Raw genomic sequence first — 23,966 nt, forward strand, 5'->3', positions numbered from 1 at the left:
GTACCAGATCAACCTGATCGTCGACAGTGGCCGAGGAACGAGGAACGGACGTGCCCGAACCAACGGTATCGACCGTATCCGTGCTCGCCGCGGACTACTTCCGGACGTATTCGGTCGTCGGCCTCCTGGCCGCGCTCGGTGTGCTCTTCGTGGCGGTGGCGTTCGGCGCCAACCGCCTGCTGAGCCCGTCCGTCCCGACCCGCGAGAAGCTGCTGACGTACGAGTGCGGCGTGGACCCGGTGGGCGAGGGCTGGGCGCACACCCAGGTCCGCTACTACGTCTACGCCTTCCTCTACGTCATCTTCGCCGTCGACTCGATCTTCCTCTTCCCCTGGGCGACGGTGTTCGCCGCCGCCGGTTACGGCGCCACGACGCTGGTGGAGATGTTCATCTTCCTCGGCTTCCTGGCCGTCGGCCTGCTCTACGCGTACAAGAAGGGCGTCCTCGAATGGCTGTGACCCCGGCCGGTACCCCGGCCGTGCCGTCGGAGCCGCAGCTGCTCCCGGAGCCGAAGCGGCTGGGCGTCCTGTCCCGCCTCGCGCCCGAGCCCATGAAGGTGGTCCTCAACTGGGGCCGCCGCTACAGCCTGTGGGTCTTCAACTTCGGTCTCGCCTGCTGCGCGATCGAGTTCATCGCGGCGTCGATGGCCCGGCACGACTTCATCCGGCTCGGCGTCATCCCCTTCGCGCCCGGCCCGCGCCAGGCGGACCTCATGATCGTCTCCGGGACGGTGACGGACAAGATGGCCCCGGCCGTCAAGCGGCTGTACGAGCAGATGCCCGAGCCGAAGTACGTGATCTCCTTCGGCGCCTGCTCCAACTGCGGCGGCCCGTACTGGGACTCGTACTCGGTGACGAAGGGCGTCGACCAGATCATCCCGGTCGACGTCTACGTCCCCGGCTGCCCGCCCCGCCCCGAGGCGCTGCTGCAGGGCATCCTCAAGCTCCAGGAGAAGATCGCCCGCGAATCGCTCGCGGAGCGCTACGCGAACACGGCTCCGCCGTCCCCCGCGCAGCTCACCAGCGGCCTGATCACTCCTCCCCCCGCCCCCACGCCTGCTCCCGGGACGGACGCGTGAACCTCTACGACTCCCTCCCCGACGCGGCGGGAACGGTCTTCGGCGAGGAAGCGGTCGGCTCCTTCGCCTACTCCGTCCTCACGGTCGACGTCCCCACCGCGAGCTGGATCCCCGCGCTGGAGATCGCCCGCGACAAGCTGGGCTGCACCTACTTCGACTGGCTGAGCGCGGTGGACGAGCCGGGCACCGGCTTCCGCATCTGCGCGCACGTCGTCTCCCTCGAGAACCACCGCGTACGCCGCCTCCTGCTGCGGACCACCGTCCCGCACTCGGCGCCCTCCCTGCCCTCGGCCGTCGCCGTCTACGCCGGCGCCGAATGGCACGAGCGCGAGACCTTCGAGATGTTCGGGGTCGTCTTCACGGACCACCCGAACCTGGTCCCGCTGCTCCTCCCCGAGAACTTCGAGGGCCACCCGCTGCGCAAGGACTTCGTCCTCGCGGCACGCGTCGCCAAGGCCTGGCCGGGCGCGAAGGAGCCGGGCGAGGCACACGACCCGGACGCCCCGAAGCGCCGCCAGATGCTCCCGCCGGGCGTACCGGACCCCAACGACTGGGGCCCCATGAAGGGCCAGCTCCCGCCGGCCCCCGCCCGCCCCGCCCGCACCCCCCGCGCGGCGGCGGGCGCCCCCGGCGACCGCCCGGCCCGCACCCCGCGCGCGGCGGCCGGAGCTCCCGGCGACCGCCCGGCCCGCACCCCGCGCGCTGCGGTCGGCACTGCCGGCGAGGCCACCACGCCCGGCGCGCAAGCCCCGGCGACCGAAACCGAAGCGGCACCGGCCCGCCCGGTCCGCCGCACCCGCTCGGTCGCGGACGGCTCCGCGAGCCAGGCGGAGGCCCCGGCGGCCCCGACCGAGGCGACCGCGGCCCCGACCGAGGCGGCCCCGACCGAGGCGGCCCCGACCGAGGCGGCCCCGGGCCGTCCGGTGCGCCGCTCCCGATCGGTGGCGGACGGCTCCGCGAGCCAGGCGGCAGCCGCCCCGGCCCCCGCGGAGGCCCCGGCTCCGTCCGAAGCCTCGGCGGCCTCGGCGGAAGCCCCGGTCGCCCCGGTGCGCCGCACGCGCTCGGTCGCGGACGGCTCCGCGAGCCAGGCCGCCGCGACTCCGGCCGAAGCCGAGGGCACCCCCGCGGCGGAACCGCAGGCCCCCGCCCGCCCGGTACGCGGCAGCGCGGACGCCCCCTGGCACAACCCGAAGCCCGCCTTCGACACCCCGGCGTCGGAATCGGCCGAACCGGCCGAACCGGCCGAACCGGCCGAACCGGCTGCTCCGGCCACCTCGGGCGATCCGGTTGACCAAGCGGCTGCGGCCGCTCCGGCGAGCCCGGCGGCCCCGGCCCCCGCGGCGGCTCCGGCCACGGCCGAACCCGCCGAACCCGCCGGACCGGCGACCCCGCCCGCCCCGGCGGACCAGGCCGCTTCGGCCGCCGGCCCGGCGCGCTCCGCCGAGCCCGAGTCCAAGCAGGAGCCCGAGTCCGAGCAGGACCCCGGGTCCAAGTCCGCCCCCAAGCCGGACCCCTCTGAGGCGGACCCCACCCCCAACGACCCCAACGGAGGCGCCGCGTGAACGACGTCCTCGACGTCGCCCTGCGGCTGATCGTCGTCTTCGCCGTCTTCCTCGTGCTCCCGCTCGTCGTCGGGCAGGCCGAGCACAAGGTGATGGCCCACATGCAGGGCCGCCTCGGCCCCATGTACGCCGGCGGCTTCCACGGCTGGGCCCAGCTCGTCGCCGACGGAGTCAAGTTCGCGCAGAAGGAAGACATCGTCCCGGCCAACGCCGACCGCCGCGTCTTCCAGCTCGCCCCCGCCGTCGCGCTCCTCCCGTACCTCCTCGTGCTCCTCGCCATCCCCATCGGCCCCGGCGAAGGCGCCGTCGGCCAGGTCATCGACGCCGGAATCTTCTTCGCGCTCGCCGTCATGGGCATCGGAGTGCTCGGCTCGCTGATGGCCGGCTGGGCCTCCGCCAACAAGTTCTCCATGCTCGGAGGCCTCCGCACCGCCGCCCAGCTGCTCGCCTACGAGCTCCCCATGCTGCTCGCGGCGGCCTCGGTCGCCATGGCCGCCGGAACGGTGTCGCTCCCCGGCATCGTCGGAGCCTTCGAGTGGTGGTGGCTGCCCTGGCAGATCGTCGGCGGGCTCGTCTTCTTCACCGCCGGCCTCGCCGAACTCCAGCGGCCCCCCTTCGACATGCCCGTCGCCGACTCCGAGATCATCTTCGGTGCGTACACCGAGTACACCGGCCTGCGCTTCGCGCTGTTCCTGCTCGCCGAGTACGCCGGCATCGTCGTCCTGTGCGCCCTGACCACCGTCCTCTTCCTCGGCGGCTGGCACGGCCCCTTCGGTGGCGAGGACTTCGGCTGGGTCTGGACCCTGCTCAAGATCGCCGCGCTCTCCTTCGTGGTGATCTGGCTCCGCGTGAGCTACCCCCGGCTCCGCGAGGACCAGCTCCAGAAGCTCGCCTGGACCGTACTCATCCCGCTCGCGCTCGCCCAGATCGCGCTCACCGGCATCGTGAAGGTGGCGATCCAGTAAATGCCCCCCATCCCCGGCTCCGGCCTCGCCAAGGGCCTGGCCGTCACGCTGCGCACGATGACGAAGCGCTCGCACACCGCCCAGTACCCCGAGGTACAGCCCGAACTCCCGCCGCGCTCGCGCGGGGTCATCGGCCTGTTCGAGGAGAACTGCACGGTCTGCATGCTGTGCGCGCGCGAGTGCCCCGACTGGTGCATCTACATCGACTCCCACAAGGAGACGCTCCCGGCCGCCGCCCCCGGTGGCCGGGAGCGCAGCCGCAACGTCCTCGACCGCTTCGCCATCGACTTCTCCCTCTGCATGTACTGCGGCATCTGCATCGAGGTGTGCCCCTTCGACGCGCTGTTCTGGTCGCCGGAGTTCGAGTACGCCGAGACCGACATCCACGAACTGACCCACGAGCGCGACAAGCTGCGCGAGTGGATGTGGACCGTCCCGGCCCCGCCCGCCCTGGACCCGGCCGCCGAGGAGCCCAAGGAAATCGCGGCCGCCCGCAAGGCCGTGGAGAAGGCGGAGACCGCCGCGGCAGCCGCCGCCGCTGCTGCCGCGACCCTCGACACTCCGGCCCCGGAAGGAGACGCGTGATCACCGCAGCCGCCCAAGGCAACGGCTTCCTCTCCCCGACCGGCGTCGAGATCGCCTTCGTCCTCGTCGGCCTCGCCACCCTCGGCGCGGCCGCCGTCACGGTCACCACCAAGCAGCTCGTGCACGCCGCCCTGTGGCTGGTCGTCGCACTCGGCGGGATCGCCGTCGAGTACCTGTTGCTGACCGCCGAGTTCATCGCCTGGGTCCAGGTACTGATCTACCTCGGTTCCGTGGTCGTCCTCCTCCTCTTCGGGCTGATGCTCACCAAGGCCCCCATCGGCCGCTCACCGGACGCCGACTCGGGCAACCGCCCGGTCGCCCTCGGCGTCGCCCTCGTCGCGGCCGCCGCGCTCGTCTGGGTGGTCGTCGACGCCTTCCGCACCACTTGGATCGACCTGGACGGCCCCGCCCAGGGCTCCACCAAGGTCTCGGGAGAGATCCTCTTCCGGCACTGGGTGCTGCCGTTCGAGGCGCTCTCCGTCCTCCTCCTCGCGGCCCTGATCGGCGCCATCGTGCTGTCCCGCAAGGACACCCCCGACAGCGCGCCCTCCGCCGCCGCGACACCCGCCGCGCCCGCCACCGACAAGAAGGGGCAGCGCTGATGCACCTCGCCTACCCCGCCGTGCTGGCGGCGCTCCTCTTCTGCACGGGCCTGTACGGAGTGCTCGCCCGCCGCAACGCCATCCTGGTCCTGATGTCCGTCGAGCTGATGCTCAACGCCGTCAACCTCAACCTGGTGGCCTTCGACGTCTGGCTGCGCGACAGCCTCCACGCCGGCCAGGCCCTCACCCTCTTCACCATCGCCATCGCCGCCGCCGAGATCGGCATCGGCCTCGCGATCGTGCTGATGGTGTACCGCAACCGGGGCACCGCGGACGTGGACCGCCTGCGCGACACCGCCGAGGGCCACGAGCCGGCCGGCTCGAACCAGGACGGCGTGACCCCGGACAGCGCGGACAGCGCGACCCCTGCGACCGGAGCCGCCGCGTGAGCACCCCGACCCTCGCCGTACTGGTCCCCCTCCTGCCCTTCCTGGGCGCGCTGGCGGGCCTGCTCCTCGGCCGCACCGCCCCCGGCTTCGTCAAGCCGCTCGCCGTCCTGCCGACGCTGGCCGCCGCCGTCCTCGCGGTCCTGGTCGCCTTCCGCCAGGCCGGCGGCAAGGCGATCGACACGGCCACCGAGCTGACCCCGACCGGCTCGGTACCCATCGAGCTCTCGCTCCACCTCGACGGCTTCGCCGTCATGGTGGCCGTCCTCGTGGGCGTCGTCGCCACCTGCGTGCAGATCTACTCGACGGCGTACCTGCGCGAGGACCCGCGCTACCCGTCCTACGCGGCCCTGGTCTCACTGTTCACCTCCGCCATGCTGCTCGTCGTCTACTCCGGCGACCTGATGGTGCTGCTGGTCGGCTGGGAGATCATGGGCATCTGCTCGTACTTCCTGGTCGGCCACTACTGGGAGACCGAGGCGGCCCGCTCCGCCTCCCTGAAGGCCTTCCTCGTCACCAAGCTGGGCGACGTCCCCTTCCTCATCGGCCTGTTCGCGCTCGCCACCGACGCCGGGTCCTTCCGGATCACGAAGATCCTGGGCACCGTCGCCGCGGGCGGGCTCGACCACCCGACGCTCATCGCGCTGCTCCTGCTCGCCGGAGTCGCGGGCAAGTCCGCGCAGTTCCCGCTGCACACCTGGCTTCCGGACGCCATGGCGGGCCCCACCCCGGTCTCCGCACTGATCCACGCCGCGACGATGGTCGCCGCCGGTGTCTACTTCGTGGCGCGCCTCCTCCCCGTCTTCGCGGCTTCCCGGGCCGCGCTGGTGGTCCTGGCCGTCATGGCGGCCGTCACGATGGTCGGCTCCGCCCTCGCCGCCCTCGCCCAGGACGACATCAAGCGGGTGCTGGCCTACTCCACGATCGGCCAGCTCGGCTACATGACCGGGGCCCTGGCCGTCGGCGACCGCGCGGCCGCCGTCTTCCACCTCCTGTCCCACGGCGCCTTCAAGGCGCTCCTGTTCCTCGGCGCCGGCGTGATCATCCACGCCGCGGGGACGAACTCCCTCGCCGCCATGTCCCGCATGGACGGACTGGCCAAGCGCATCCCCGACGCCTTCTGGACGATGACGATCGCGCTGCTCGCGCTCGCCGCCTTCCCGCCCTTCGCCGGCTTCTTCTCCAAGGAAGCCGTCCTCGTCGCCGCCGAGCACACCGCCGGCGGCCACTCGGAGTTCGCCCCGAGCGCGGCCGGCTGGGTGGTCCTCGTCGCCGGCGTGCTGACCGCCCTGCTCACCGCCGCCTACGCCACAAGGCTGTGGCTGATGGCCTTCCGCGGCCGGGGCGCAGCCGCCCCCGACCACGGCAAGGAGCCCGTCGCCATGACCGGCGTGCTGTGGCTGCTGGCCGTCCCGTCCGTCGGCTTCGGCCTGCTGGCCGGGCCCCTGTCCGACTTCTTCGACGGCCGTGAGCTCACCCCGTCGCTGACGACCTCGGTCCTCGGCACCGGCGCCGCCGCCGTCGGCGCGGTGCTCACCTACGCCCTGTGGCAGCGCGCCCAGGCCCAGGCCGCCCTCGCCCCGGCCGGAGCCGGCGCCGCCAAGGTGCCCGCCACCACCGCGGTGCCCGCGTCCGTCATCGCCGCCGAGTCCGCTGCCGAGAGCCCCGAGGTCGGCGAGGTCACCCACGACCACCCGGTCGTCTCCACCGCCCCCGCCGCCGACCCCGGCCGCGCGCTCCTCGGGCCACTGCACCGGCACGCCGCCGTCGGCTTCCACCTCGACGCCGTCTACGACCGCCTGTTCGTCCGCCCCGTCCGAGCCGCCGCAGCCCTCGTACGCTTCCTCGACCGCGAGGTCGTGGACTCGTACGTCCGGGGCGCTGGCCTCGGCCCCCGGCTGCTCGGCGGCCTCGTACGCCGCGCCCAGACCGGCAACGTGCAGAGCTACCTGAGTGCCCTGCTCGCCGGCGCCGTGGTCCTGGCGATCGCCACCGCCGTCCTCGCCAACGTCAACGCCGGATCGTGAGCCGTGAGTCAGCCGTGATTGATATCAGCCCGTCCGTGATGCAGTTCCTTCTGGCGTTCGTCGTGGCCGGCCCGCTCGTCGGCGCCGTCGCCGCCCTCCTGCCGGCCCCGCCCGGACTGAAGGGCAAGAGCTCCGAACAGGCCGTACTGCGCCACGGCGTGACCGTGACCGGTGCCATCCTCGCCGCGGCGATCGTCCTCGCCGTGGGCTTCGACCACGACGCCCCGTCCCGCTTCCAGGCGACGACGGACATCAGCTGGATCCAGGCGCTGAACGTCCGGATCCACCTCGGCATCGACGGCATCTCGCTCCCCCTCCTCCTGATGACCGCGCTGCTGTTCTTCCTCTGCGCGCTCTACAGCTACTTCAAGCTCCCCGCGGGCCCTTCCGCGAAGGCCTTCGTCGCCTTGCTCCTGGTCCTGGAGTCCGGCACCCTCGCCACCTTCGCCGTCCTCGACCTGCTGCTGTTCTTCCTCGCCTTCGAGATGGTCCTCATCCCGATGTACTTCCTCATCGCCCGCTGGGGCGGTGCTCAGCGGCAGGCCGCCGCCTGGAAGTTCATCCTCTACACCCTCCTCGGCTCCGTCGTCATGCTGCTCGGTCTGCTGCTGATCGGCCTGAACAGCGGCACTTTCGACATGGTGGCACTCGCCTCTGACAACGGCCGCGAACTGTCCCACACCACCCAGGTCCTGGCCGTTCTCGCCATCGGCATCGGCCTCGCCGTGAAGACCCCGATGTGGCCGCTGCACAGCTGGCTGCCGGACGCCCACACGGCCGCCCCCACTGTCGGTTCCGTGCTCCTCGCGGGCGTCCTGCTGAAGATGGGCACCTACGGGTTCGTCCGGATCCTGCTGCCCGCCACCCCCGACGGCATGGCCACCTTCGCCCCGTACCTGGGCGCCTTCGCCGCCGTGGGCATCGTCTACGGGTCCCTGGCCTGCCTCGCGCTCGCCCGCAAGGGCAACAAGGGCGACCTCAAGCGCCTCATCGCGTACTCCTCCGTCGGTCACATGGGCTTCGTCCTGCTCGGGATCGCGTCCATGACCCCCACCGGTGTCAACGGCGCGCTGTTCGCCAACGTCGCGCACGGCCTGATCACCGGCCTCCTCTTCTTCCTCGTCGGCGCGCTCAAGGACCGTTACGGCACGGCCGATCTCGACACCCTCGCCGGAGCCACCGGAGCGGCCCTCTACGGCCGCGCCCCCCGCTTCGGCGCCCTCCTCGCCTTCGCCGCCATCGCCTCGCTCGGCCTCCCCGGCCTGGCCGGCTTCTGGGGCGAGATGCTGGCCCTCTTCGGCGCGTTCGACCCGGCCGAGGGCCTGTCCCGGCCCGCGTTCCTCACGTACATGTCCATCGGCGCGTTCGGCACCCTGCTCACCGCCGCCTATCTTCTGATCGTCGTACGGCGGGTGTGCATGGGCGACCCGAAGGCGGCGCGCGAGAGCGCCGCCGCCCCCGTGGTCCTCGCGGACATCCAGCGCTACGAGTACGCCGCCTGGACCCCGCTCGTCGCCCTCACCCTCCTCGCCGGCCTGTGGCCCGCGGTCCTCCTCGGCCTCACCGACCCGGCCGTCCAGAAGCTCCTCGCGGGAGGGAACTCATGACGGTCCTTCGCCCCACCAGCAGCACCATCGGCACCGCCATCGCCGCCGCCGACGGCCCCAGCATGGTCCAGTCCGTCGACTGGCTCGCCATCGCGCCGGTCGTCATCACCGCCGCCGTCGGCCTCCTCGTCCTGGTCGCCGACCTCTTCCTGCCGGAGCACCGCAAGCCGCTGCTCGGCTGGATCTCCGTCGCCGGACTGGCCGCCGCGACCGCCACCCTGCTGCCGCTGCGCGCCGGCGACCGCACCACCTTCTGCCTCACCGGACCCGGTACGGCGGACCCGGGCGCGTGCAGCTACGCCGCCGACCACTTCGCGCTCGTCGTCCAGTTCCTCGTACTCGGCGGCGCGCTGGTCACCGCCCTGCTGTCGGTCACGGCCGTCCGCGAGGCGCGCATGCCGGCCGGCGAGTACTGGTTCCTGCTGCTCTCCTCCGCCGCCGGCGCGGCCCTGCTGCCGGCCTCCCGCGACCTCGCCACCCTGATCGTCGCCCTCGAAGTCGCCTCGCTGCCCGCCTTCGCCCTCGTCGGCATGCGGCGCGGCGACCGGCTCTCCTCCGAGGCCGCCCTCAAGTTCTTCCTGTCCTCGGTCACCGCCACCGCCGTGTCCCTGATGGGCGTCAGCTTCGTCTACGCCGCCACCGGCTCCCTGCACCTCACCCAGGTCGCCGACCGGCTCGGGAACGTCCCCGGGCAGCTCGACACCCTCGCCATGGCCGGCGTCGCGCTCACCCTGGTCGGCTTCGCCTTCAAGACGGCAGCCGTCCCCTTCCACTTCTGGGTCCCGGACACCTACGTCGGCGCCCCGCTGCCCGTCGCCGGATACCTGTCGGTCATCGGCAAGGCCGTCGGCTTCACCGGCCTCATCCTCGTCACCGTGATCGCCTTCCCGGCGTACTCCGACGTCTGGGGCCCGGCCCTCGCCGTCCTCGCCGCGCTCACCATGACCCTCGGCAACGCGGCGGCCCTGCGCCAGTCCGCCGACCGTCCGGGCGGCGCCGTACGGCTGCTCGCCTGGTCCTCCGTGGGCCAGGCCGGCTACCTGCTGGTCCCGATCGCGGCCGCCGCCTACGCCGGCCGCGACCAGATCGGCTCCACCGTCGCCTACGCCCTCATGTACGCCGCCGTGAACCTCGGCGCCTTCGCGGTGGCCGCCCTGGTGGCCCGTACGAAGCCCCTGCACCGTCTCCGCGACTACCGGGGCCTGTACGCCGAGAGCCCGCTCGCCGCCCTCGCGATGGCCTTCTTCCTGCTCTGCCTGGCCGGCCTGCCGCCGGGCATCATCGGGCTCTTCGCGAAGGTCACCGTCTTCCGCTCGGCGGTCGACGCGGGACTGGGCTGGCTCGCCGTGGTCATGGCCGTCAACGTCGTCATCGCGCTGTACTACTACCTGCGCTGGACGGCCCTGCTCTTCCGGGCCCCCGACGCGGACGCGGCCCACGAGGGTGCCCGGGAGGGCGCGCAGCCCCGTACGAGGACCCCCTGGCCGGTCACGGCGGCCATCGTGCTCACCGCCGCCACCGCCCTGGTCCTCTCGGGCGCCCCGCAGCTCGTCCTGCGCTTCGCCACGGGCAGCCTCTTCCCGCTGTAGAGCCGCGCCGGGAGTGCCGCCGGGGCCCTGCCGGAGCCCCTTCAGAGCCCTTCCCGGGCCCTGTCAGGGCCGTGGCCCGCCCCGCGCCCGTAACCCGTACGGCCTAACCTCCATCGCGCCCGCCGCGGCCCCGCCCCCCGGTCCACCGGGGCGGCGGGGACAGGCGCGCCCGGGGAACCTGCCGCGCTCACCTCGCGTTGACCAGGAAGGAAGGGTCCACTGGACCGTAGGCCCTCCGATCCCCAGATCCTGGACGGGTCCCCCTGCCGCACCACTTGGAGGGCGCACCGTGCACCGCCGGCACAACGGGCTGAAGACCGCCGTACTCCTCGGTGGTCTGTCGGCCCTCATCATCCTCATCGGAAGCTTCTTCGGCCGGGGCGGCCTGATCGTCGCGGTCTTCGTGGCCCTCGGCACCAACGCGTACGCCTACTGGAACAGCGACAAGCTGGCTCTCCGCGCGATGCGGGCCCGCCCCGTCAGCGAGTTCGAGGCACCCGAGCTCTACCGCATGGTGCGTGAGCTCTCCACGTCCGCGCGCCAGCCCATGCCCCGCCTCTACATCTCCCCGACGGAGGCGCCCAACGCCTTCGCCACCGGCCGCAACCCGCGCAACGCCGCGGTCTGCTGCACCGAGGGCATCCTGCGGATCCTCGACGAGCGCGAGCTGCGCGGGGTCATCGGCCACGAGCTCAGCCACGTCTACAACCGCGACATCCTGATCTCGTCGGTCGCGGGCGCCCTCGCCTCCGTGATCATGTTCCTGGTCAACTTCGCCTGGCTGATCCCCATCGGCCGCTCCAACGACGACGAGGGCCCGGGGCTCTTCGGCATGCTGCTGATCATGATCCTCGGCCCGCTGGCGGCCTCCGTGATCCAGCTCGCCATCAGCCGCTCGCGCGAGTACGAGGCGGACGCCTCCGGGGCCCAGCTCACCGGAGACCCGCTCGCCCTCGCCAGCGCCCTGCGCAAGCTGGACGCCGGCACCAAGCAGCTCCCGCTGCCGGCCGAGCCGCGACTGGAGACCGCGAGCCACATGATGATCGCCAATCCCTTCCGTCCCGGTGAGGGATTGTCCAGAATGTTTTCCACGCACCCCCCGATGGCCGAGCGCATCGCCCGGCTCGAACAGATGGCAGGCCGCAGTCAGTGAAGACCATCCTGAATCTCATTTGGCTCGTCCTCAGCGGAGTCTGGCTCTTCCTGGGCTACTGCCTGGCGGGTGTGATCCTCTGCATCACCATCATCGGAATCCCCTTCGGCATAGCCTCGTTCCGCATCGCGGTGTACGCCCTGTGGCCCTTCGGGTACACCGCCGTCGAGCGGCGTGACGCGGGCGCCGCGTCCTGCGTCGGGAACGTGCTGTGGCTGGTCCTCGCGGGCTGGTGGCTGGCCCTCGGCCACATCGCCACGGGCATCGCGCTGTGCCTCACGATCATCGGCATCCCGTTCGGCATCGCAAACTTCAAGATGGTCCCGCTCTCCCTGCTCCCGCTGGGCCGCGAGATCGTCCCCACGGACGCCCCGTTCGCCTCGCGCTGAGCCGCGCCGGGCCCGGAGCCGGTTCATCCACTCGTATTACAGTTCCGGGTTGCGGAGAGTGACGCGGACGAGCGGCACGCACGACGGGCAGGGAAGAACCGATGTCGACTGAGCCCTCTGAGCCCTCTGAGCCGTTTGAGCCTTCCGAGTTCTCCGAGCACCCCGAGCTCCCCGTGCCCTCCGAGCTCCCCACGACCCTCTCGGTGGTCGTGCCGATGTACAACGAGGAGGACGCGCTGCCGGCCCTGGTCGGCAGGCTGCGCCCGGCGCTCGACGCCATGGCCGTCCGCTACGAGGTCGTCGCCGTCGACGACGGCAGCAAGGACCGCACCGCGGAACTGCTCACCGAGTTCCAGACCAAATGGCCCGAGCTGCGGGTCGTGCGGCTGCGCGGGAACTCCGGCCACCAGGCCGCCCTGACCGCGGGCCTGCACAGTGCCTCGGGCGCGTACGTGGCCAGCATCGACGCGGACCTCCAGGACCCGCCGGAGAAGATCCCGGAGATGCTCGACCTGGCCCGCGCGGACGGTCTCGACATCGTCTACGGGGTCCGGGCCGACCGGAGCACCGACACGGGGTTCAAGCGGCACACGGCCGGTGCCTACTACTGGCTGATGCGCCGCCTGGTCGGCAAGCAGGTGCCCGCGCAGGCGGGCGACTTCCGGCTGCTGAGCCGCGCGGCGGTCGACGCGGTCAAGGCCATGCCCGACCAGCACCAGGTGTACCGCCTGCTCGTGCCCTGGCTCGGATTCCCCAGCGGCCAGGTCACCTACCAGCGCGAGGAGCGGGTGGCGGGCGAGACCAAGTACCCGCTGAGCAAGATGCTCCGGCTCGGCGTCGACAGCGTCATCAACTTCTCCGCCGCTCCGCTGCGCCTCGCGACCTGGCTGGGCGTGGCCAGCTTCTTCGGCTGCCTGCTGATGGTGGGCGCCACCCTGGCGATCTACCTGAAGGGCGAGACCGTCCCCGGCTGGACCTCGCTGTTCATCGTGATGCTGTTCCTCGGCGGGGTGCAGCTGATCTGCGTCGGCCTGCTCGGCGAGTACATCGGCCGCATCTACACGGCGGTGCAGCGCCGGCCCACCTTCTTCGTCGGATACGACTCGCACGCCGCCGCCGCGGCGGCGCCGGACACGGAACGCCAAGCGGACTGAGGAACCGTCCGCAAGCCGCTGGGATCCCCTGAAACCGCAGGTCAGGGCGATTGTCAGTGGGGGATGTCACTCTGTGTGCATGAATGACATCGAGCAGTTGCTGAAGCAGGTAGCCGGTCGCGCGCACAGCTCCCACCGGGGGCGGTGGGCGGCCACCGGCACTCCGGCCGCACCCCCTCCGGCACCCCTGGCCACCGTGGAGCTGCACCGGTCCGAGGCCGCCCTGGGCTTCGCCCTGCCGCTCCTCCTCGCGGCCCTCCACACCCGGGTCGCGGACGGCGGCTTCGGCTCCGGGTACGGCCTGCTGCCCCTGGAGCGCGCCGTCGCCGAGTACGCCGCGATGCGCGCTTCGGCCTGGCGCCGGCCCGAGGGCGTCCCTCCCATAGCCGACTTCGGCTGCGCCCTGCGCGCCTGCGTGACTGTCGCTCGGCAACCGCCCAAGTCTTGCTGTCCGAACCGAACTCGGGCGATCCCGACCTCGCCTGGTTCCTCGAATCGCCCACGCTCGCCGACTGGCTGCGCGGCTGGCTCGACGGCAGCGCCTGGTTCAGCGAGGAATCGGGCGCGGGGGAGGAGCGGGACCTGGAACTGACCCCCTGGGCAGGCTTCAGAGCCCGCGTGTGAGCCGCCGGCGCACGCCGTAGACCAGTGCGCCCAGCGCCAGCACCGAGGCCCCCGTGACCGCCGACGCGGCGGGCAGCGCGCAGGCCAGCACCACGCAGCCGGACAGTCCCACCGCTGCCACGGCCCGGTCCTTGACACCTGAATCGAGAGTCCACGCGGAGGCGTTCGCGATCGCGTAATAGGCGAGCACGCCGAAGGAGGAGAAACCGATCGCGCCCCGCAGATCGGTGGTGGCCGCGAGCACCGCCACCACCGCGCCCACCGCCAGCTCGGCGTGGTGCGGCACCTGATGCCGGGGATGTACGGCGGCCAGCGCGCGCGGCAGATGGCCGTCCCGGGCCATCGCCAGGGTGGTCCGCGACACCCCGAGCACGAGCGCCAGCAGCGAGCCCAGCGCCGCCAGGGCCGCGCCCACCCGGACGACGGGAGTCAGCCCGGGCCAGCCGGCCGCGCGCACGGCATCGGCCAGCGGAGCCGCCGACCGCCCCAGCCCGTCGGCGCCGAGCACCGACAGCGCCGCCACCGAGACCGCGGCGTAGACGAGCAGGGCGATCCCCAGAGCGAGGGGCACCGCCCGCGGGATCGTGCGCTCCGGGTCACGCACCTCCTCGCCCAGGGTGGTGATCCGGGCGTAGCCCGCGAAGGCGAAGAACAGCAGCCCGGCGCCCTGGAGCAGCCCGGCGGCTGCCCAGTCCGCGCCGCCGAGACGGCCGGCGTCGGCCACGCCGGAGGACAGGCACGCCACGACGACCCCGGCCAGGACGGCCAGCACCACCGCCACGATCACCCGGGCGATCCGGGCGGACTTCTGCACCCCGCCGTAGCTCGCCGCGGTCAGGGCCACCACCGCGGCCACGGCCACCGCGTGCTGCTGCCCGGGCCATGCGTACGCCCCGACGGTGAGGGCCATCGCCGCGCAGGAGGCCGTCTTGCCGACGACGAAGCCCCAGCCGGCCAGATATCCCCAGAAGGGCCCGAGGCGTTCGCGCCCGTACACGTAGGTGCCGCCCGAGGAGGGATAGCGGGCGGCCAGCCGCGCCGAGGAGTGCGCGTTGCAATACGCCACCAGGGCCGCGAGCGCGAGCGCCGTGAGGAGCGCCCCGCCGGCCGCGCGCGCCGCCGGGGCCAGCGCGGCGAAGATCCCCGCGCCGATCATCGCGCCGAGCCCGACGACGACCGCGTCGAAGACGCCGAGGGTGCGCTTCATGTCGTTGTTCTTGCCGTTCACGGCGTTGGCGGTCACGGCCGGAGGGTATCCGGGCTAAATGACGCCTTCCCTGCCGGGGACGGGCGTGCGGCCGCGCTCCCATCCGTCCAGCGCGGTCAGACAGGCGTGGTCGAGGTGGCGCAGCCCGCTCAGGTCGAGGCGGACGGCGCCGCCGCGGGGCAGCGCGTCCAGTTCGTCGAGGAGCTTGGGCAGCCGCAGGAAGCTTGCGTTCCCCAGGATCCGGACGTGGAGTTCGTCGCCCTCCCACACCGGCTCGATGTGGACGTGGGAGGTTTCCCAGGCCGCCTTGGCGACGGCGAGTCCCAGGCCGGCGAGCACCCCCTCGAAGAGGTTCGTGGCCACGATCGCCGAGGCCGTCGCCACCAGGACGACCGCCTCGCCCCGGTGCGACCGCCACAGGGCGGCCACCGCCCGCACCGGCAGCAGCTTCCAGCCGGCGTGCAGCAGCACCCCGGCCAGCGCGGCGAGCGGGACGGACTCCAGCAGTCCGGGGACGGCCACGGCGAACAGCAGGAGCCAGCCTCCGTGCAGGATCCGGGAGGCCCGAGTGCGGGCGCCGGCCTCGACGTTGGCGGCGCTGCGGACGATGACGGCGGTCATCGGCAGGGCCCCGAGCAGCCCGCAGAGGGTGTTCCCGACGCCCTGGGCGACCAGTTCGCGGTCGTAGTCGGTCCGGTCCCCGTCGTGCATGCGGTCCACGGCCGCGGCACTGAACAGCGTCTCGGCGGAGGCGATCAGGGCGAGCGCGACCACGGTCCCGACGGCCCCCGCGGAGGCCAGCACTCCGAAGTCCTCCCAGTCGGGCGGGGTCACGGCCGACAGGACGCCCGTGACCCGGACCCGCTCCACGGGTAGCCGCAGCAAAACGGCTGCGGCGGTTGCGGCGGCGACCCCGACGAGCGCCCCCGGCACGAGCCGCAGCCGGTCGGGCATCCGCCGCCAGGCCACCAGGACCGCGACGGTCCCGGCCCCGAGTGCCACGGCGGTCCAGTCGGCGTGCCCGCCGAGCTCCAGGGCTCCGGCCAGTTTCTCCAGGGTCCGCGCCGGGGCCTCCACACCGGCCAGGGCGTACAGCTGACCGGCGATCAGCACGAGCCCGATGCCGGCCAGCATCCCGTGGACGACGGCCACGGAGATCGCCCGGAACCACCGCCCGAGCCGCAGCGCGCCCATGCCCAGCTGCACCAGGCCGGCGGCCAGGACGAGTACGCCGAGCGCGGGCAGCCCGTAGGTCCGTACGGCCTCGTAGACGAGCACGGTGAGTCCGGCGGCCGGGCCGCTCACCTGGAGGGAACTGCCGCGGAACCAGCCGGTGACCAGCCCGCCCACCACCCCGGTGAGGATCCCGAGCTCGGCCGGCACCCCGGAGGCGACGGCCACTCCGACACAGAGCGGTAGCGCGACCAGGGCGACCACCACGGACGCCCCGAAGTCTTCACGTAACGTGCCGGCCCCAGGCATGCGGGAACCCCCTGTCGAGGCGGTGACGGACACCCCTCACCCTGGTGGGCGCACTCCCCGCCGCCCAAGTGCACACGGAGGACACCACAGGCGCGTACGCCGTTCACGCCCGGCACACACCCACCGAGCGCCGGTCCCGCGACACCGCCCGCGGCACCCGCCGCAACGACCGCGGCCCGGCGGTCCTCGAAGGACCGCCGGGCCGGCGTACGGGCTGAACCGAGGCCTAAGCCGGTGATCAGCGGTAGTTCACGTACTGGATCGCGAAGTCCAGGTCCTTGCCCTTGAGGAGGGCCTGGACTTCCTGGAGGTCGTCGCGGCTCTTGGAGCTGACGCGCAGCTCCTCGCCCTGGACCTGGGCCTTGACGCCCTTGGGGCCCTCGTCGCGGATGATCTTCGCGACCTTCTTGGCGTTCTCCTGGGAGATGCCCTCTTCGATCGTGGCGAAGATCTTGTACTCCTTGCCGGACAGCTGCGGCTCACCGGCGTCGAGCGCCTTGAGGGAGATCCCGCGCTTGACCAGCTTGGTCTCGAAGACGTCCAGGACGGCCTTGACGCGCTCCTCGGAGTTCGCCTCCATCAGGATCTTCTCGCCGGACCAGGCGATCGTGGCGCCGGTGCCCTTGAAGTCGTAGCGCTGCGAGAGCTCCTTGGCGGACTGGTTGAGGGCGTTGTCGACCTCCTGCCGCTCGACCTTCGAGACGATGTCGAAACTGGAGTCGGCCATGTGCTGTGGCTCCTTGAAGTCGGTAGTGACGGCCCCTAAGGGCGCGGCCGGACATCCCCGGACCGCTCCGCAAAGCCTAGCCACCGCGCCCACGTGCGGCGCTGATCAATCCGGTGGCGAAGCACCCCCGGTCATCAGGTATCGTTTACGTCGTTGCCACGGAGCGCCGCCGCAAGGCGGAAAGACGGCAGCGATCATGGCGGTGTGCCCGAGTGGCCAAAGGGAGCAGACTGTAAATCTGCCGGCTCAGCCTACCCAGGTTCGAACCCTGGCGCCGCCACGCGAGTGAGACCCTCGCTCATTGCAGAAATGCGATGGGCGGGGGTTTTCTCGTATGCCCGGAACCGGAACGCGGCCGCGTCGCACGCGGCCGGTACGAGCAGGGCGCGGGTGCGCCCATCGGGCGGATCGGGCGTGCCGATGCGGGGTCCCGGTCGTTCATCCGGCGTGAAATGGACTTCTGACGCGCGCGGAAAGGTCGGCGGCGGGGTGCTCCTCGCCCTGCTGGGAGCGGGGATCCCGGCTCTGGTCGGAGCGGCGCTGCACAGTGATGTGGGGCATCCCTACCAGGAGACCCGGCTCTACTTCGGCACCGAGCGGCCGGACGGCCGTCCACCGGTGGGGGAGCGGGAGTTCATGGGGTTCCTGGAACGGGAGATCACCCCCGCCTTCCCCGAAGGGCTGACCCTCCAGGACGGGCGCGGCCAATGGCAGCGGGACGGGAAGATCATCCGCGAGACCTCGTACGAGGTGGTGCTGCTGTACCCGGAGAAGGAGGCCGGCGAGCGCGGCGAGCGCATCGAGCGGATCCGGGAGGCGTACGAGAAGCAGTTCGAGCAGGATTCCGTCGCGCGTTCCGACGACCGGTTGACCGCCGACTTCTGACCGGCCGGCCGGTGGTCCGCGGCCGGCCGTTCCCCGGCCGGCTTCAGGCCGGCCGGGGCCCGACAGGCCCTAGTAGGGCTTGGTCAGGTTCAGTCGTTGGTGGCGTGTCCGGATGATCGGTTGTTCCGTTGATCGGGTGTGATGCCCGAGGAGTTGGCTGCGGTCCGGTGTGATCTGGAGGATTTCGCGGCGGAGGTGTTCGAACCGTTCGCGAGGGCGGATCAGCGTCGGTGGGGGTCGGTCTACCTGCGCGGGCTGCTGACAGATGGCGGACGCAAGTCCGTCGAGCCCATGGCCGCCCGGCTCGGGGAGGACGGGAACCGGCAGGCCCTGGCACACTTCATCACCTCCAGCCCATGGAACCCGGCCCACGTGCGGGCCCGACTCGCGTGGATGATGCAGACGGCGATCAAACCGACCGCACTGATCATCGACGACACCGGGTTCCTCAAAGACGGCGATGCCTCGGCTTGTGTGACGCGGCAATACACCGGCACCGCGGGCAAGGTCACCAACTGCCAGGCAGGGGTCTCGCTCCACCTGGCCGGCGACCATGCCTCGGCGGCGGTCGACTGGCGGCTGTTCCTCCCGGAGACCTGGGACCCCGCCTCGCCGAAGGCCGATCCCGTCAAGGCGGCCCGCCGGGCGAAGTGCGGCATCCCCGAAGGCCTGGGCCACGTCGAGAAGTGGCAGCTGGCCCTGGACATGGTCGACGAGACACGGTCGTGGGGCCTGGACGTCCCCCTCGCGATCGCCGACGGCGGATACGGGGACACCGCCGCTTTCCGTCTCGGCCTGGAGGAACGCGGGCTGCACTACGTGGTGGGCATCTCCACCACCGTGACCGCCCAGCCCGGCGACGCGCTGCCCTGCACTCCGCCCTACCGCGGCACCGGACGCAAGCCGGTGGCAAGGTATCCCGAACCGGCCCGGAGCGTGAAGAACCTCGTCATCGAGGCCGGGAAACAGGCGGCCAGACCAGTGCAATGGCGCGAGGGATCTCGTCCCGGCACGGGCCGCAGCGGCTTCAAGCGGATGTACTCGCGATTCGTTGCCCTTCGGGTCCGGCCCGCCGGCCGCGAGGTCCGCAAAGCCATCGACGGGCCGGAACTGCCCGCGTGCTGGCTGCTGGCCGAATGGCCTGCCGATCAGGCAGAGCCGGTCCAGTTCTGGTTCTCGAACCTGCCCGCGGAGACACCGCTAACCACACTCGTGCGGCTGGCGAAGCTCCGCTGGCGCATCGAGCACGACTACCGCGAGATGAAACAGGCCCTGGGACTTGCCCACTTCGAGGGCCGCACCTGGAACGGCTGGCACCACCACGTCACCCTCGTCTCCGCAGCCCACGCCTTCTGCACCCTCCAGCGACTGGCCAGAGCCCCAAAAGAAACGGCGCCGGCCTGAGCCTCTACCGAATCGTCCGCGAACTGCAGACCCTCCTCGCCACCTGGGCCGGCGCCTGCCCCACCTGTCACCGCGACATACCCACCCTCACACCAACCTGACCAAGCACTACTAGTTGCCCGCCACGTCCTTGACCGCCACCGGGACCGGGGTCGATCCCGCGATCAGCTCCAGGGTCAGGCCCGCGGTCGCCGGTGTCTCGACCAGCTCGGCGAGCACCGCCGCCACGTCGTCGCGGGTGACCGGCCCGCGGCCCGTCTGCGCCTCCAGGCGGACCAGGCCCGCACCCTCGTCGTCGGTCAGCGAGCCCGGGCGCAGAATCGTCCACTCCAGGCCCAGACGGGTGCGGACGTGGTCGTCGGCCTCGCCCTTGGCCCGCAGGTAGGCGTCGAAGACCTCGTCACCCTCACGGCGGGTGTCCGCGCCCATCGAAGAGACCATCAGGAAACGGCGTACCCGGGCCCGTTCGGCGGCGTCCGCGAACAGCACCGCCGCGCCCCGGTCGACCGTGTCCTTGCGCCCGGCCCCGCTGCCGGGGCCCGCGCCCGCCGCGAACACCGCGGCGTACGCGCCCTGCAGGATGCCCGCCACGTGCTCGACCGACGCCGATTCCAGGTCGCACAGCACCGGTTCGGCGCCCGCCTCCCTGAGGGCGTCGCCCTGTGCCGGATCGCGGATGATGCCCGCGACCTCGTACCCGCGCGCGGCGAGCAGGCGCTCCAGCCGCAGCGCGATCTGACCGTGTCCACCCGCGATGACGATGCGCATGTCACGACCGTACGACGAGCCGGGCGCCCGCGCCCGGGAACATGCGGTGAACCCTCAGGGACCGGGCTCCATACGGCCCTGCCGGGGCAGGTCCAGGGCCACCGCGACGGCGGAGTCGCAGTACTCCCGTACGGCACTCGTCCGGGCTACCACCCGCCCGCGGTGGATCACGATCCGGCTGTACGCGAGGGACAGCACGCTCGCGATCCGGTCCCCGCGCACGGCGAGCAGCTCCGCCGGGAAGCCGGCCTCCACCCGCACCTCGGGCAGGCCCATCGCCTCGCGGGCGGCGCCGGCGACCGAGTGGTAGGCCTCGGTGGCGCGGAGCCCGCCCTGGGAGGCCAGGAGGTACGCGGCTTCGAGCGGGTCCCCGCGCCCGACCGGGTTGCCCGCGTCGCGCAGGGCCCCGCTGCCGGCCGCGACACGGACCCCGGAGGCGCGCAGCAGCCGTACGGGGGCGGTGCGCAGGCCCCGCCGTTCCAGGGCCGCGCAGTCGCCCTGGGGGAGGCAGGTCACCTGGACCCCGGCGGCCGCCAGCTGGTCGGCGGCCCGGGTCGCCACGTCCAGCGGGAGCCGGGACAGGCCGCCGCAGGGCCCGATGGAGACCCCGGGCCGCAGCCCGCCGGCCATCGCCGCGAGCCGGGACAGGCGGGCGGGGTCGTCTCCGTCGGTGTGCAGGTCGACGGGGCAGCCGTGCTCGGAGGCGAGTTCCAGTACGGCTTCGAGGAAGCCGGTGGGGTCGGGGTCGAGGTCGGGGCAGCCGCCGATGACGGAGGCACCCATCTTCACGGCGTCCCGCAGCATGGCGAGCCCGTCGGCCCCGGCCACCCCGGTCAGCAGGCGGGGTACGGCGACGGTGGTGAGATCGGTGAGCCCGCGCAGGGAGCGGCGGGCCTGGAGCACGGCCTCCAGGGGGCCGAGGCCGTGCACGTCGCCGATGCGCACGTGGGAGCGGACGGCCGTGGCGCCGTGCCCGAGCTGGAGCAGGGCGGCCTCGGTGGCGCGGCGCTGCACCTCGTCGGGGGCGTAGGAGACGGGCCCCTCGCTGTCCGCGGTCAGGGCGGTGTCCCCGTGGGAATGGGGCTCGGCGGGCGCGGGGAGCAGCAGGTAGCCGGTGAGGTCCACGCGGGCGCCCGCGGCGGCGGGCAGGCTGCCGGCCGTCCCGACGGCCTGGATCCGCCCACCGCCGAGGCGGACGTCGACGGTGCGGCCGTCGGTGAGGCGGGCACCGGTGAGGAGCAGGGTGGAGGACTCGGGGGCCGCCGGGCCCTGGCTGCCCTGGGCGCCCTCGGGGCCGCGCCCCTGCCCTTGCCCCTGGCCGCTGCCGGGGCGGTTGCGCGGGGAGTGGGACGGCTGCTGCGGCGGGCTGTCGGACATCGCGCTCCTGCGGTGGCTCGGGCGGTTCCTGGGGCCGTGGCCGCGGCCCGCGGCCCAAGATCACGCAGCGTGCTCAGAGCCTAGGGGGCAGGGGTGCTCGCTTCGCGGAAGAGGGCAATAGTCGTACCGGTGCGTCTGGGTGGACCGCACTGGCGAGACCACCCCGAGGGCCCGACGAGCCGGAGCCGGAGCCGGAGCCGGAGCCGGAGCCGGAGCCGGGCGGGCCCTGCGGGGCTGTCCCCTACCCGCCCTTCCACCGTTCCCCGGGGCTCCGCCCCGGACCCGTTGCCGGGTGCGGCGCCGTTCCCGGGGGCCAGCCCCCGGACCCCCGCTCCTCAAACGCCGGAGGGGCTGGATTCAGCCTCGCCGGCGCTTTTGGCGCGGGGGTCCGGGGCGCAGCCCCGGGGAACGGGCGAAGGGCGGGTAGGGGACCTCCCCCCGCGGAGCGGGCCCGGGGCCGCCCCGTGCCGTCCGCGCAGGCCACCGCCCCGCCCCCGCGGCCCCGCCCGCCCCCAGCGCCCGCCTCCTGGCCTCAGGCTCGTTCCGGTCCCTGCGGCCCGCTCCGGGGTGCCGTGGCGACGGCTCGGAGGTGGTGGGGGGACGGGCCCGCGGGGGTGGCTTCGGTGGGGAGGGGTTCCGTCGGGGGGTTCGGCGGGGGCTGGGTGGTGACTCAGGGTGGGAATCGGGTGGGCGGGGGTGTGATGCCTGACACCTTTCGGGGTGAAAGGCGCCCTGCGAGGGTCCGCGGACGCGTTTCGCGCGGATCAAGAAAGGCGGCGGTGGTGCTCCGAGGCCAGTCCCCGCAAAGGATTTGGGCGATCGGCGGACGACCGTGTAATGTCTTCCTCGCTCGCCCCAATAGCTCAGTCGGTAGAGCGTCTCCATGGTAAGGAGAAGGTCTGCGGTTCGATTCCGCATTGGGGCTCTGGTGAGAGAGGTTCCCCACCCTCGGGTGGGGAGCGGATCTCATCAAAGCGGCGTAGCTCAGTCGGTAGAGCAAGCGGCTCATAATCGCTGTGTCACCGGTTCAAGTCCGGTCGCCGCTACACACAGTAGCCGATTGCGGGGTCGGTCTCCCGATCGGCTACTCTTTTATGCGTTCATCCGTCCAATTGTCCGTCAAGGAGCACTCACGTGGCTGCCACCGACGTCCGCCCGAAGATCACGCTGGCCTGCGTGGAGTGCAAGGAGCGGAACTACATCACCAAGAAGAACCGGCGTAACAACCCGGACCGTCTTGAGATGAAGAAGCACTGCCCGCGTTGCAACTCGCACACCGCGCACCGCGAGACCCGCTAACAACTGGCGAAGTCTCGTACAACAGGCACAGTCTTACCGTCATGAGGTCGTCCCCTTCATTGGGGGGCGGCCTTGTGTCGTTTCGACAGATCGTTTCAACAAGGAGGTAGGGAGTCATGGCGCTCGACCAGTCCTTCGTGGGGCGGAGCTACCCGCCCACCGATCCGTACGAGGTCGGCCGGGAGAAGATCCGCGAATTCGCGGTCGCCGTGGGTGACGCCAATCCGGTGTACGCGGATCCCGAAGCAGCCAAGGCGTGCGGTCACCAGGACGTGATCGCCCCGCCGACCTTTGTGTTTGCCATCACGTTCGCGGCGGCCGGCAAGGTCATCGACGACCCGCAGCTGGGACTGGACTACAGCCGCGTCGTGCACGGCGACCAGAAGTTCGCGTACACCCGCCCCGTGCGGGCCGGTGACCGGCTGACGGTGACCTCGACCATCGAGGCCATCAAGTCGCTCGCGGGCAACGACATCGTCGACATCCGCGGTGAGGTCCACGACGAGTCCGGCGAGCACGTGGTGACCGCCTGGACGAAGCTCGTCTCCCGGGCGCCCGAGCCCGCCGCCGAGCCCGTCGCCGCCGGTTCCGCTCCCGAGGAGGCCTGAGATGGCTGCTCAGATCCAGTACGACGACGTCGAGGTCGGCACCGAGCTGCCGGCGGCGTCCTTCCCCGTCACGCGGGCGACGCTGGTGCGGTACGCGGGTGCGTCGGGCGACTTCAACCCGATCCACTGGAACGAGAAGTTCGCCACCGAGGTCGGACTGCCCGACGTGATCGCCCACGGCATGTTCACCATGGCCGAGGCGATCCGCGTGGTGACCGACTGGGTGGGCGACCCGGGTGCGGTCGTCGAGTACGGAGTGCGGTTCACGAAGCCGGTCGTCGTTCCGAACGACGGGCAGGGCGCGCTGATCGAGGTCACGGCCAAGGTCGCGGCGAAGCTGGACGACAACCGGGTGCGGGTCGACCTGACGGCCATGAGCGCCGGGCAGAAGGTGCTGGGGATGTCGCGCGCGGTGGTTGCCCTCGCGTAGGAGGCTCCCACCCGGCCCCTGGGAGTCCCTCGGGTCCCCTCGGGTCCCATGCGGTTCA

Annotated in this window: 25 protein-coding genes and 3 tRNA genes; 23 read left to right on the top strand and 5 right to left on the bottom strand. The window is 72.3% G+C overall.

Translation table 11 applies throughout. From position 1 onward, the window contains the following. Window positions 1–50 precede the first annotated feature (50 nt). The 14 genes from OG247_RS25575 (at window position 51) to OG247_RS25640 (ending at window position 13,721) form a co-directional block, all read left to right on the top strand. Window positions 51–458, top strand: coding sequence for an NADH-quinone oxidoreductase subunit A (locus OG247_RS25575; protein WP_250740903.1), 408 nt, complete (start codon window positions 51–53; stop codon window positions 456–458). Beyond that, window positions 449–1,078: an NADH-quinone oxidoreductase subunit B gene (locus tag OG247_RS25580; RefSeq protein WP_327254446.1), complete on the top strand. Its 630-nt coding sequence runs from the start codon at window positions 449–451 to the stop codon at window positions 1,076–1,078. Before OG247_RS25575 ends, OG247_RS25580 begins: the two co-directional genes overlap by 10 nt. Continuing rightward, the gene (locus OG247_RS25585; RefSeq protein ID WP_327254447.1) at window positions 1,075–2,640 is read left to right on the top strand and encodes an NADH-quinone oxidoreductase subunit C; all 1,566 of its coding nucleotides are present in this window, start codon (window positions 1,075–1,077) and stop codon (window positions 2,638–2,640) included. Before OG247_RS25580 ends, OG247_RS25585 begins: the two co-directional genes overlap by 4 nt. Next, complete coding sequence (locus OG247_RS25590) at window positions 2,637–3,605, top strand: complex I subunit 1/NuoH family protein (RefSeq protein ID WP_327254448.1); 969 nt, start codon at window positions 2,637–2,639, stop codon at window positions 3,603–3,605. The genes OG247_RS25585 and OG247_RS25590 overlap by 4 nt, the downstream gene beginning before the upstream one ends. Further along, window positions 3,606–4,190 (top strand): NuoI/complex I 23 kDa subunit family protein, encoded by a 585-nt coding sequence (locus tag OG247_RS25595; protein WP_327254449.1) that lies wholly within the window; start codon window positions 3,606–3,608, stop codon window positions 4,188–4,190. It abuts the gene before it with no gap. Then, window positions 4,187–4,792, top strand: coding sequence for an NADH-quinone oxidoreductase subunit J family protein (locus OG247_RS25600; protein ID WP_327254450.1), 606 nt, complete (start codon window positions 4,187–4,189; stop codon window positions 4,790–4,792). Before OG247_RS25595 ends, OG247_RS25600 begins: the two co-directional genes overlap by 4 nt. Next, complete coding sequence (gene nuoK, locus OG247_RS25605) at window positions 4,792–5,181, top strand: NADH-quinone oxidoreductase subunit NuoK (RefSeq protein WP_327254451.1); 390 nt, start codon at window positions 4,792–4,794, stop codon at window positions 5,179–5,181. Before OG247_RS25600 ends, nuoK begins: the two co-directional genes overlap by 1 nt. Beyond that, a complete protein-coding gene (locus OG247_RS25610) occupies window positions 5,178–7,205 on the top strand; it encodes an NADH-quinone oxidoreductase subunit 5 family protein (protein WP_327254452.1) in 2,028 nt (675 codons plus the stop codon). Before nuoK ends, OG247_RS25610 begins: the two co-directional genes overlap by 4 nt. Before the next feature lie 38 nt (window positions 7,206–7,243). Continuing rightward, a complete protein-coding gene (locus OG247_RS25615) occupies window positions 7,244–8,812 on the top strand; it encodes a complex I subunit 4 family protein (protein WP_327257618.1) in 1,569 nt (522 codons plus the stop codon). A 62-nt stretch (window positions 8,813–8,874) separates the two neighbouring features. After that, window positions 8,875–10,401, top strand: a complete 1,527-nt coding sequence (locus OG247_RS25620) for an NADH-quinone oxidoreductase subunit N (RefSeq protein WP_442813656.1) — start codon at window positions 8,875–8,877, stop codon at window positions 10,399–10,401. A 289-nt stretch (window positions 10,402–10,690) separates the two neighbouring features. Next, the gene (htpX, locus tag OG247_RS25625; RefSeq protein ID WP_266905525.1) at window positions 10,691–11,554 is read left to right on the top strand and encodes a zinc metalloprotease HtpX; all 864 of its coding nucleotides are present in this window, start codon (window positions 10,691–10,693) and stop codon (window positions 11,552–11,554) included. Further along, the gene (locus OG247_RS25630) at window positions 11,551–11,943 is read left to right on the top strand and encodes a YccF domain-containing protein (protein WP_327254454.1); all 393 of its coding nucleotides are present in this window, start codon (window positions 11,551–11,553) and stop codon (window positions 11,941–11,943) included. Before htpX ends, OG247_RS25630 begins: the two co-directional genes overlap by 4 nt. Window positions 11,944–12,044: 101 nt before the next feature. Then, window positions 12,045–13,097: a glycosyltransferase family 2 protein gene (locus tag OG247_RS25635; protein WP_327254455.1), complete on the top strand. Its 1,053-nt coding sequence runs from the start codon at window positions 12,045–12,047 to the stop codon at window positions 13,095–13,097. A 444-nt stretch (window positions 13,098–13,541) separates the two neighbouring features. Further along, window positions 13,542–13,721 (top strand): hypothetical protein, encoded by a 180-nt coding sequence (locus tag OG247_RS25640; protein WP_327254456.1) that lies wholly within the window; start codon window positions 13,542–13,544, stop codon window positions 13,719–13,721. On the opposite strand, the gene OG247_RS25645 is transcribed toward OG247_RS25640, so the two are convergent. Both OG247_RS25645 and OG247_RS25650 read right to left on the bottom strand, forming a co-directional pair. Then, window positions 13,705–14,928 carry an APC family permease gene (locus OG247_RS25645; RefSeq protein WP_327257619.1) on the bottom strand — a complete coding sequence of 408 codons (1,224 nt, stop codon included), beginning with the start codon at window positions 14,926–14,928 and terminating at the stop codon, window positions 13,705–13,707. The two genes, OG247_RS25640 and OG247_RS25645, sit on opposite strands and share 17 nt — an antisense overlap. A gap of 54 nt (window positions 14,929–14,982) precedes the next feature. Further along, on the bottom strand, window positions 14,983–16,410 hold the full coding sequence (locus OG247_RS25650; protein ID WP_327254457.1) for a SulP family inorganic anion transporter: 1,428 nt from the start codon (window positions 16,408–16,410) through the stop codon (window positions 14,983–14,985). Window positions 16,411–16,454: 44 nt separating this feature from the next. Between OG247_RS25650 and OG247_RS25655 the strand changes: the two genes are divergently transcribed. Next, window positions 16,455–16,628, top strand: a complete 174-nt coding sequence (locus OG247_RS25655; RefSeq protein WP_327254458.1) for a hypothetical protein — start codon at window positions 16,455–16,457, stop codon at window positions 16,626–16,628. A 20-nt stretch (window positions 16,629–16,648) separates the two neighbouring features. Here OG247_RS25655 and OG247_RS25660 read toward each other — a convergent pair whose 3' ends face one another. Further along, a complete protein-coding gene (locus OG247_RS25660; protein ID WP_266905515.1) occupies window positions 16,649–17,137 on the bottom strand; it encodes a YajQ family cyclic di-GMP-binding protein in 489 nt (162 codons plus the stop codon). Between the two features lie 198 nt (window positions 17,138–17,335). Here OG247_RS25660 and OG247_RS25665 point away from each other — a divergent pair. The 3 genes from OG247_RS25665 (at window position 17,336) to OG247_RS25675 (ending at window position 19,426) form a co-directional block, all read left to right on the top strand. Then, window positions 17,336–17,417 (top strand) — tRNA-Tyr (locus OG247_RS25665). A gap of 167 nt (window positions 17,418–17,584) precedes the next feature. After that, window positions 17,585–18,022 carry a DUF3574 domain-containing protein gene (locus OG247_RS25670; RefSeq protein ID WP_442813399.1) on the top strand — a complete coding sequence of 146 codons (438 nt, stop codon included), beginning with the start codon at window positions 17,585–17,587 and terminating at the stop codon, window positions 18,020–18,022. Between the two features lie 138 nt (window positions 18,023–18,160). Beyond that, window positions 18,161–19,426 (top strand): IS701 family transposase, encoded by a 1,266-nt coding sequence (locus OG247_RS25675; protein ID WP_442813232.1) that lies wholly within the window; start codon window positions 18,161–18,163, stop codon window positions 19,424–19,426. A 111-nt stretch (window positions 19,427–19,537) separates the two neighbouring features. Here OG247_RS25675 and OG247_RS25680 read toward each other — a convergent pair whose 3' ends face one another. Both OG247_RS25680 and OG247_RS25685 read right to left on the bottom strand, forming a co-directional pair. Then, window positions 19,538–20,194, bottom strand: a complete 657-nt coding sequence (locus tag OG247_RS25680) for an SDR family oxidoreductase (protein WP_327254459.1) — start codon at window positions 20,192–20,194, stop codon at window positions 19,538–19,540. A gap of 54 nt (window positions 20,195–20,248) precedes the next feature. Then, complete coding sequence (locus OG247_RS25685) at window positions 20,249–21,571, bottom strand: amidohydrolase family protein (RefSeq protein ID WP_327254460.1); 1,323 nt, start codon at window positions 21,569–21,571, stop codon at window positions 20,249–20,251. Window positions 21,572–22,423: 852 nt separating this feature from the next. Between OG247_RS25685 and OG247_RS25690 the strand changes: the two genes are divergently transcribed. From OG247_RS25690 to OG247_RS25710, 5 genes are all read left to right on the top strand, one after another. After that, a tRNA-Thr gene (locus tag OG247_RS25690) sits at window positions 22,424–22,496 on the top strand. 48 nt (window positions 22,497–22,544) lie between these two features. Continuing rightward, window positions 22,545–22,617, top strand: a tRNA-Met gene (locus OG247_RS25695). Between the two features lie 88 nt (window positions 22,618–22,705). Next, entirely contained in the window at window positions 22,706–22,870 is a 165-nt protein-coding gene (rpmG, locus tag OG247_RS25700) for a 50S ribosomal protein L33 (protein ID WP_003956487.1), read from the top strand. 116 nt (window positions 22,871–22,986) lie between these two features. Then, a complete protein-coding gene (locus OG247_RS25705; RefSeq protein WP_327254461.1) occupies window positions 22,987–23,478 on the top strand; it encodes a MaoC family dehydratase N-terminal domain-containing protein in 492 nt (163 codons plus the stop codon). Window position 23,479: 1 nt separating this feature from the next. Further along, window positions 23,480–23,908, top strand: a complete 429-nt coding sequence (locus tag OG247_RS25710; RefSeq protein WP_243333324.1) for a MaoC family dehydratase — start codon at window positions 23,480–23,482, stop codon at window positions 23,906–23,908. Window positions 23,909–23,966: the final 58 nt, after the last annotated feature.

The organism is Streptomyces sp. NBC_01244 (assembly GCF_035987325.1).
GTDB lineage: Bacteria > Actinomycetota > Actinomycetes > Streptomycetales > Streptomycetaceae > Streptomyces.

Coding starts and splice junctions, on each gene's coding strand:
- OG247_RS25650 (WP_327254457.1), bottom strand. CDS start 16,410: ATGCCTGGGGCCGGCACGTTACGTGAAGACTTCGGGGCGTCCGTGGTG.
- OG247_RS25660 (WP_266905515.1), bottom strand. CDS start 17,137: ATGGCCGACTCCAGTTTCGACATCGTCTCGAAGGTCGAGCGGCAGGAG.
- OG247_RS25710 (WP_243333324.1), top strand. CDS start 23,480: ATGGCTGCTCAGATCCAGTACGACGACGTCGAGGTCGGCACCGAGCTG.
- OG247_RS25705 (WP_327254461.1), top strand. CDS start 22,987: ATGGCGCTCGACCAGTCCTTCGTGGGGCGGAGCTACCCGCCCACCGAT.
- OG247_RS25620 (WP_442813656.1), top strand. CDS start 8,875: ATGGTCCAGTCCGTCGACTGGCTCGCCATCGCGCCGGTCGTCATCACC.
- OG247_RS25645 (WP_327257619.1), bottom strand. CDS start 14,928: ATGAAGCGCACCCTCGGCGTCTTCGACGCGGTCGTCGTCGGGCTCGGC.
- OG247_RS25680 (WP_327254459.1), bottom strand. CDS start 20,194: ATGCGCATCGTCATCGCGGGTGGACACGGTCAGATCGCGCTGCGGCTG.
- OG247_RS25635 (WP_327254455.1), top strand. CDS start 12,045: ATGTCGACTGAGCCCTCTGAGCCCTCTGAGCCGTTTGAGCCTTCCGAG.
- OG247_RS25685 (WP_327254460.1), bottom strand. CDS start 21,571: ATGTCCGACAGCCCGCCGCAGCAGCCGTCCCACTCCCCGCGCAACCGC.
- OG247_RS25580 (WP_327254446.1), top strand. CDS start 449: ATGGCTGTGACCCCGGCCGGTACCCCGGCCGTGCCGTCGGAGCCGCAG.
- OG247_RS25595 (WP_327254449.1), top strand. CDS start 3,606: ATGCCCCCCATCCCCGGCTCCGGCCTCGCCAAGGGCCTGGCCGTCACG.
- nuoK (WP_327254451.1), top strand. CDS start 4,792: ATGCACCTCGCCTACCCCGCCGTGCTGGCGGCGCTCCTCTTCTGCACG.
- OG247_RS25615 (WP_327257618.1), top strand. CDS start 7,244: ATGCAGTTCCTTCTGGCGTTCGTCGTGGCCGGCCCGCTCGTCGGCGCC.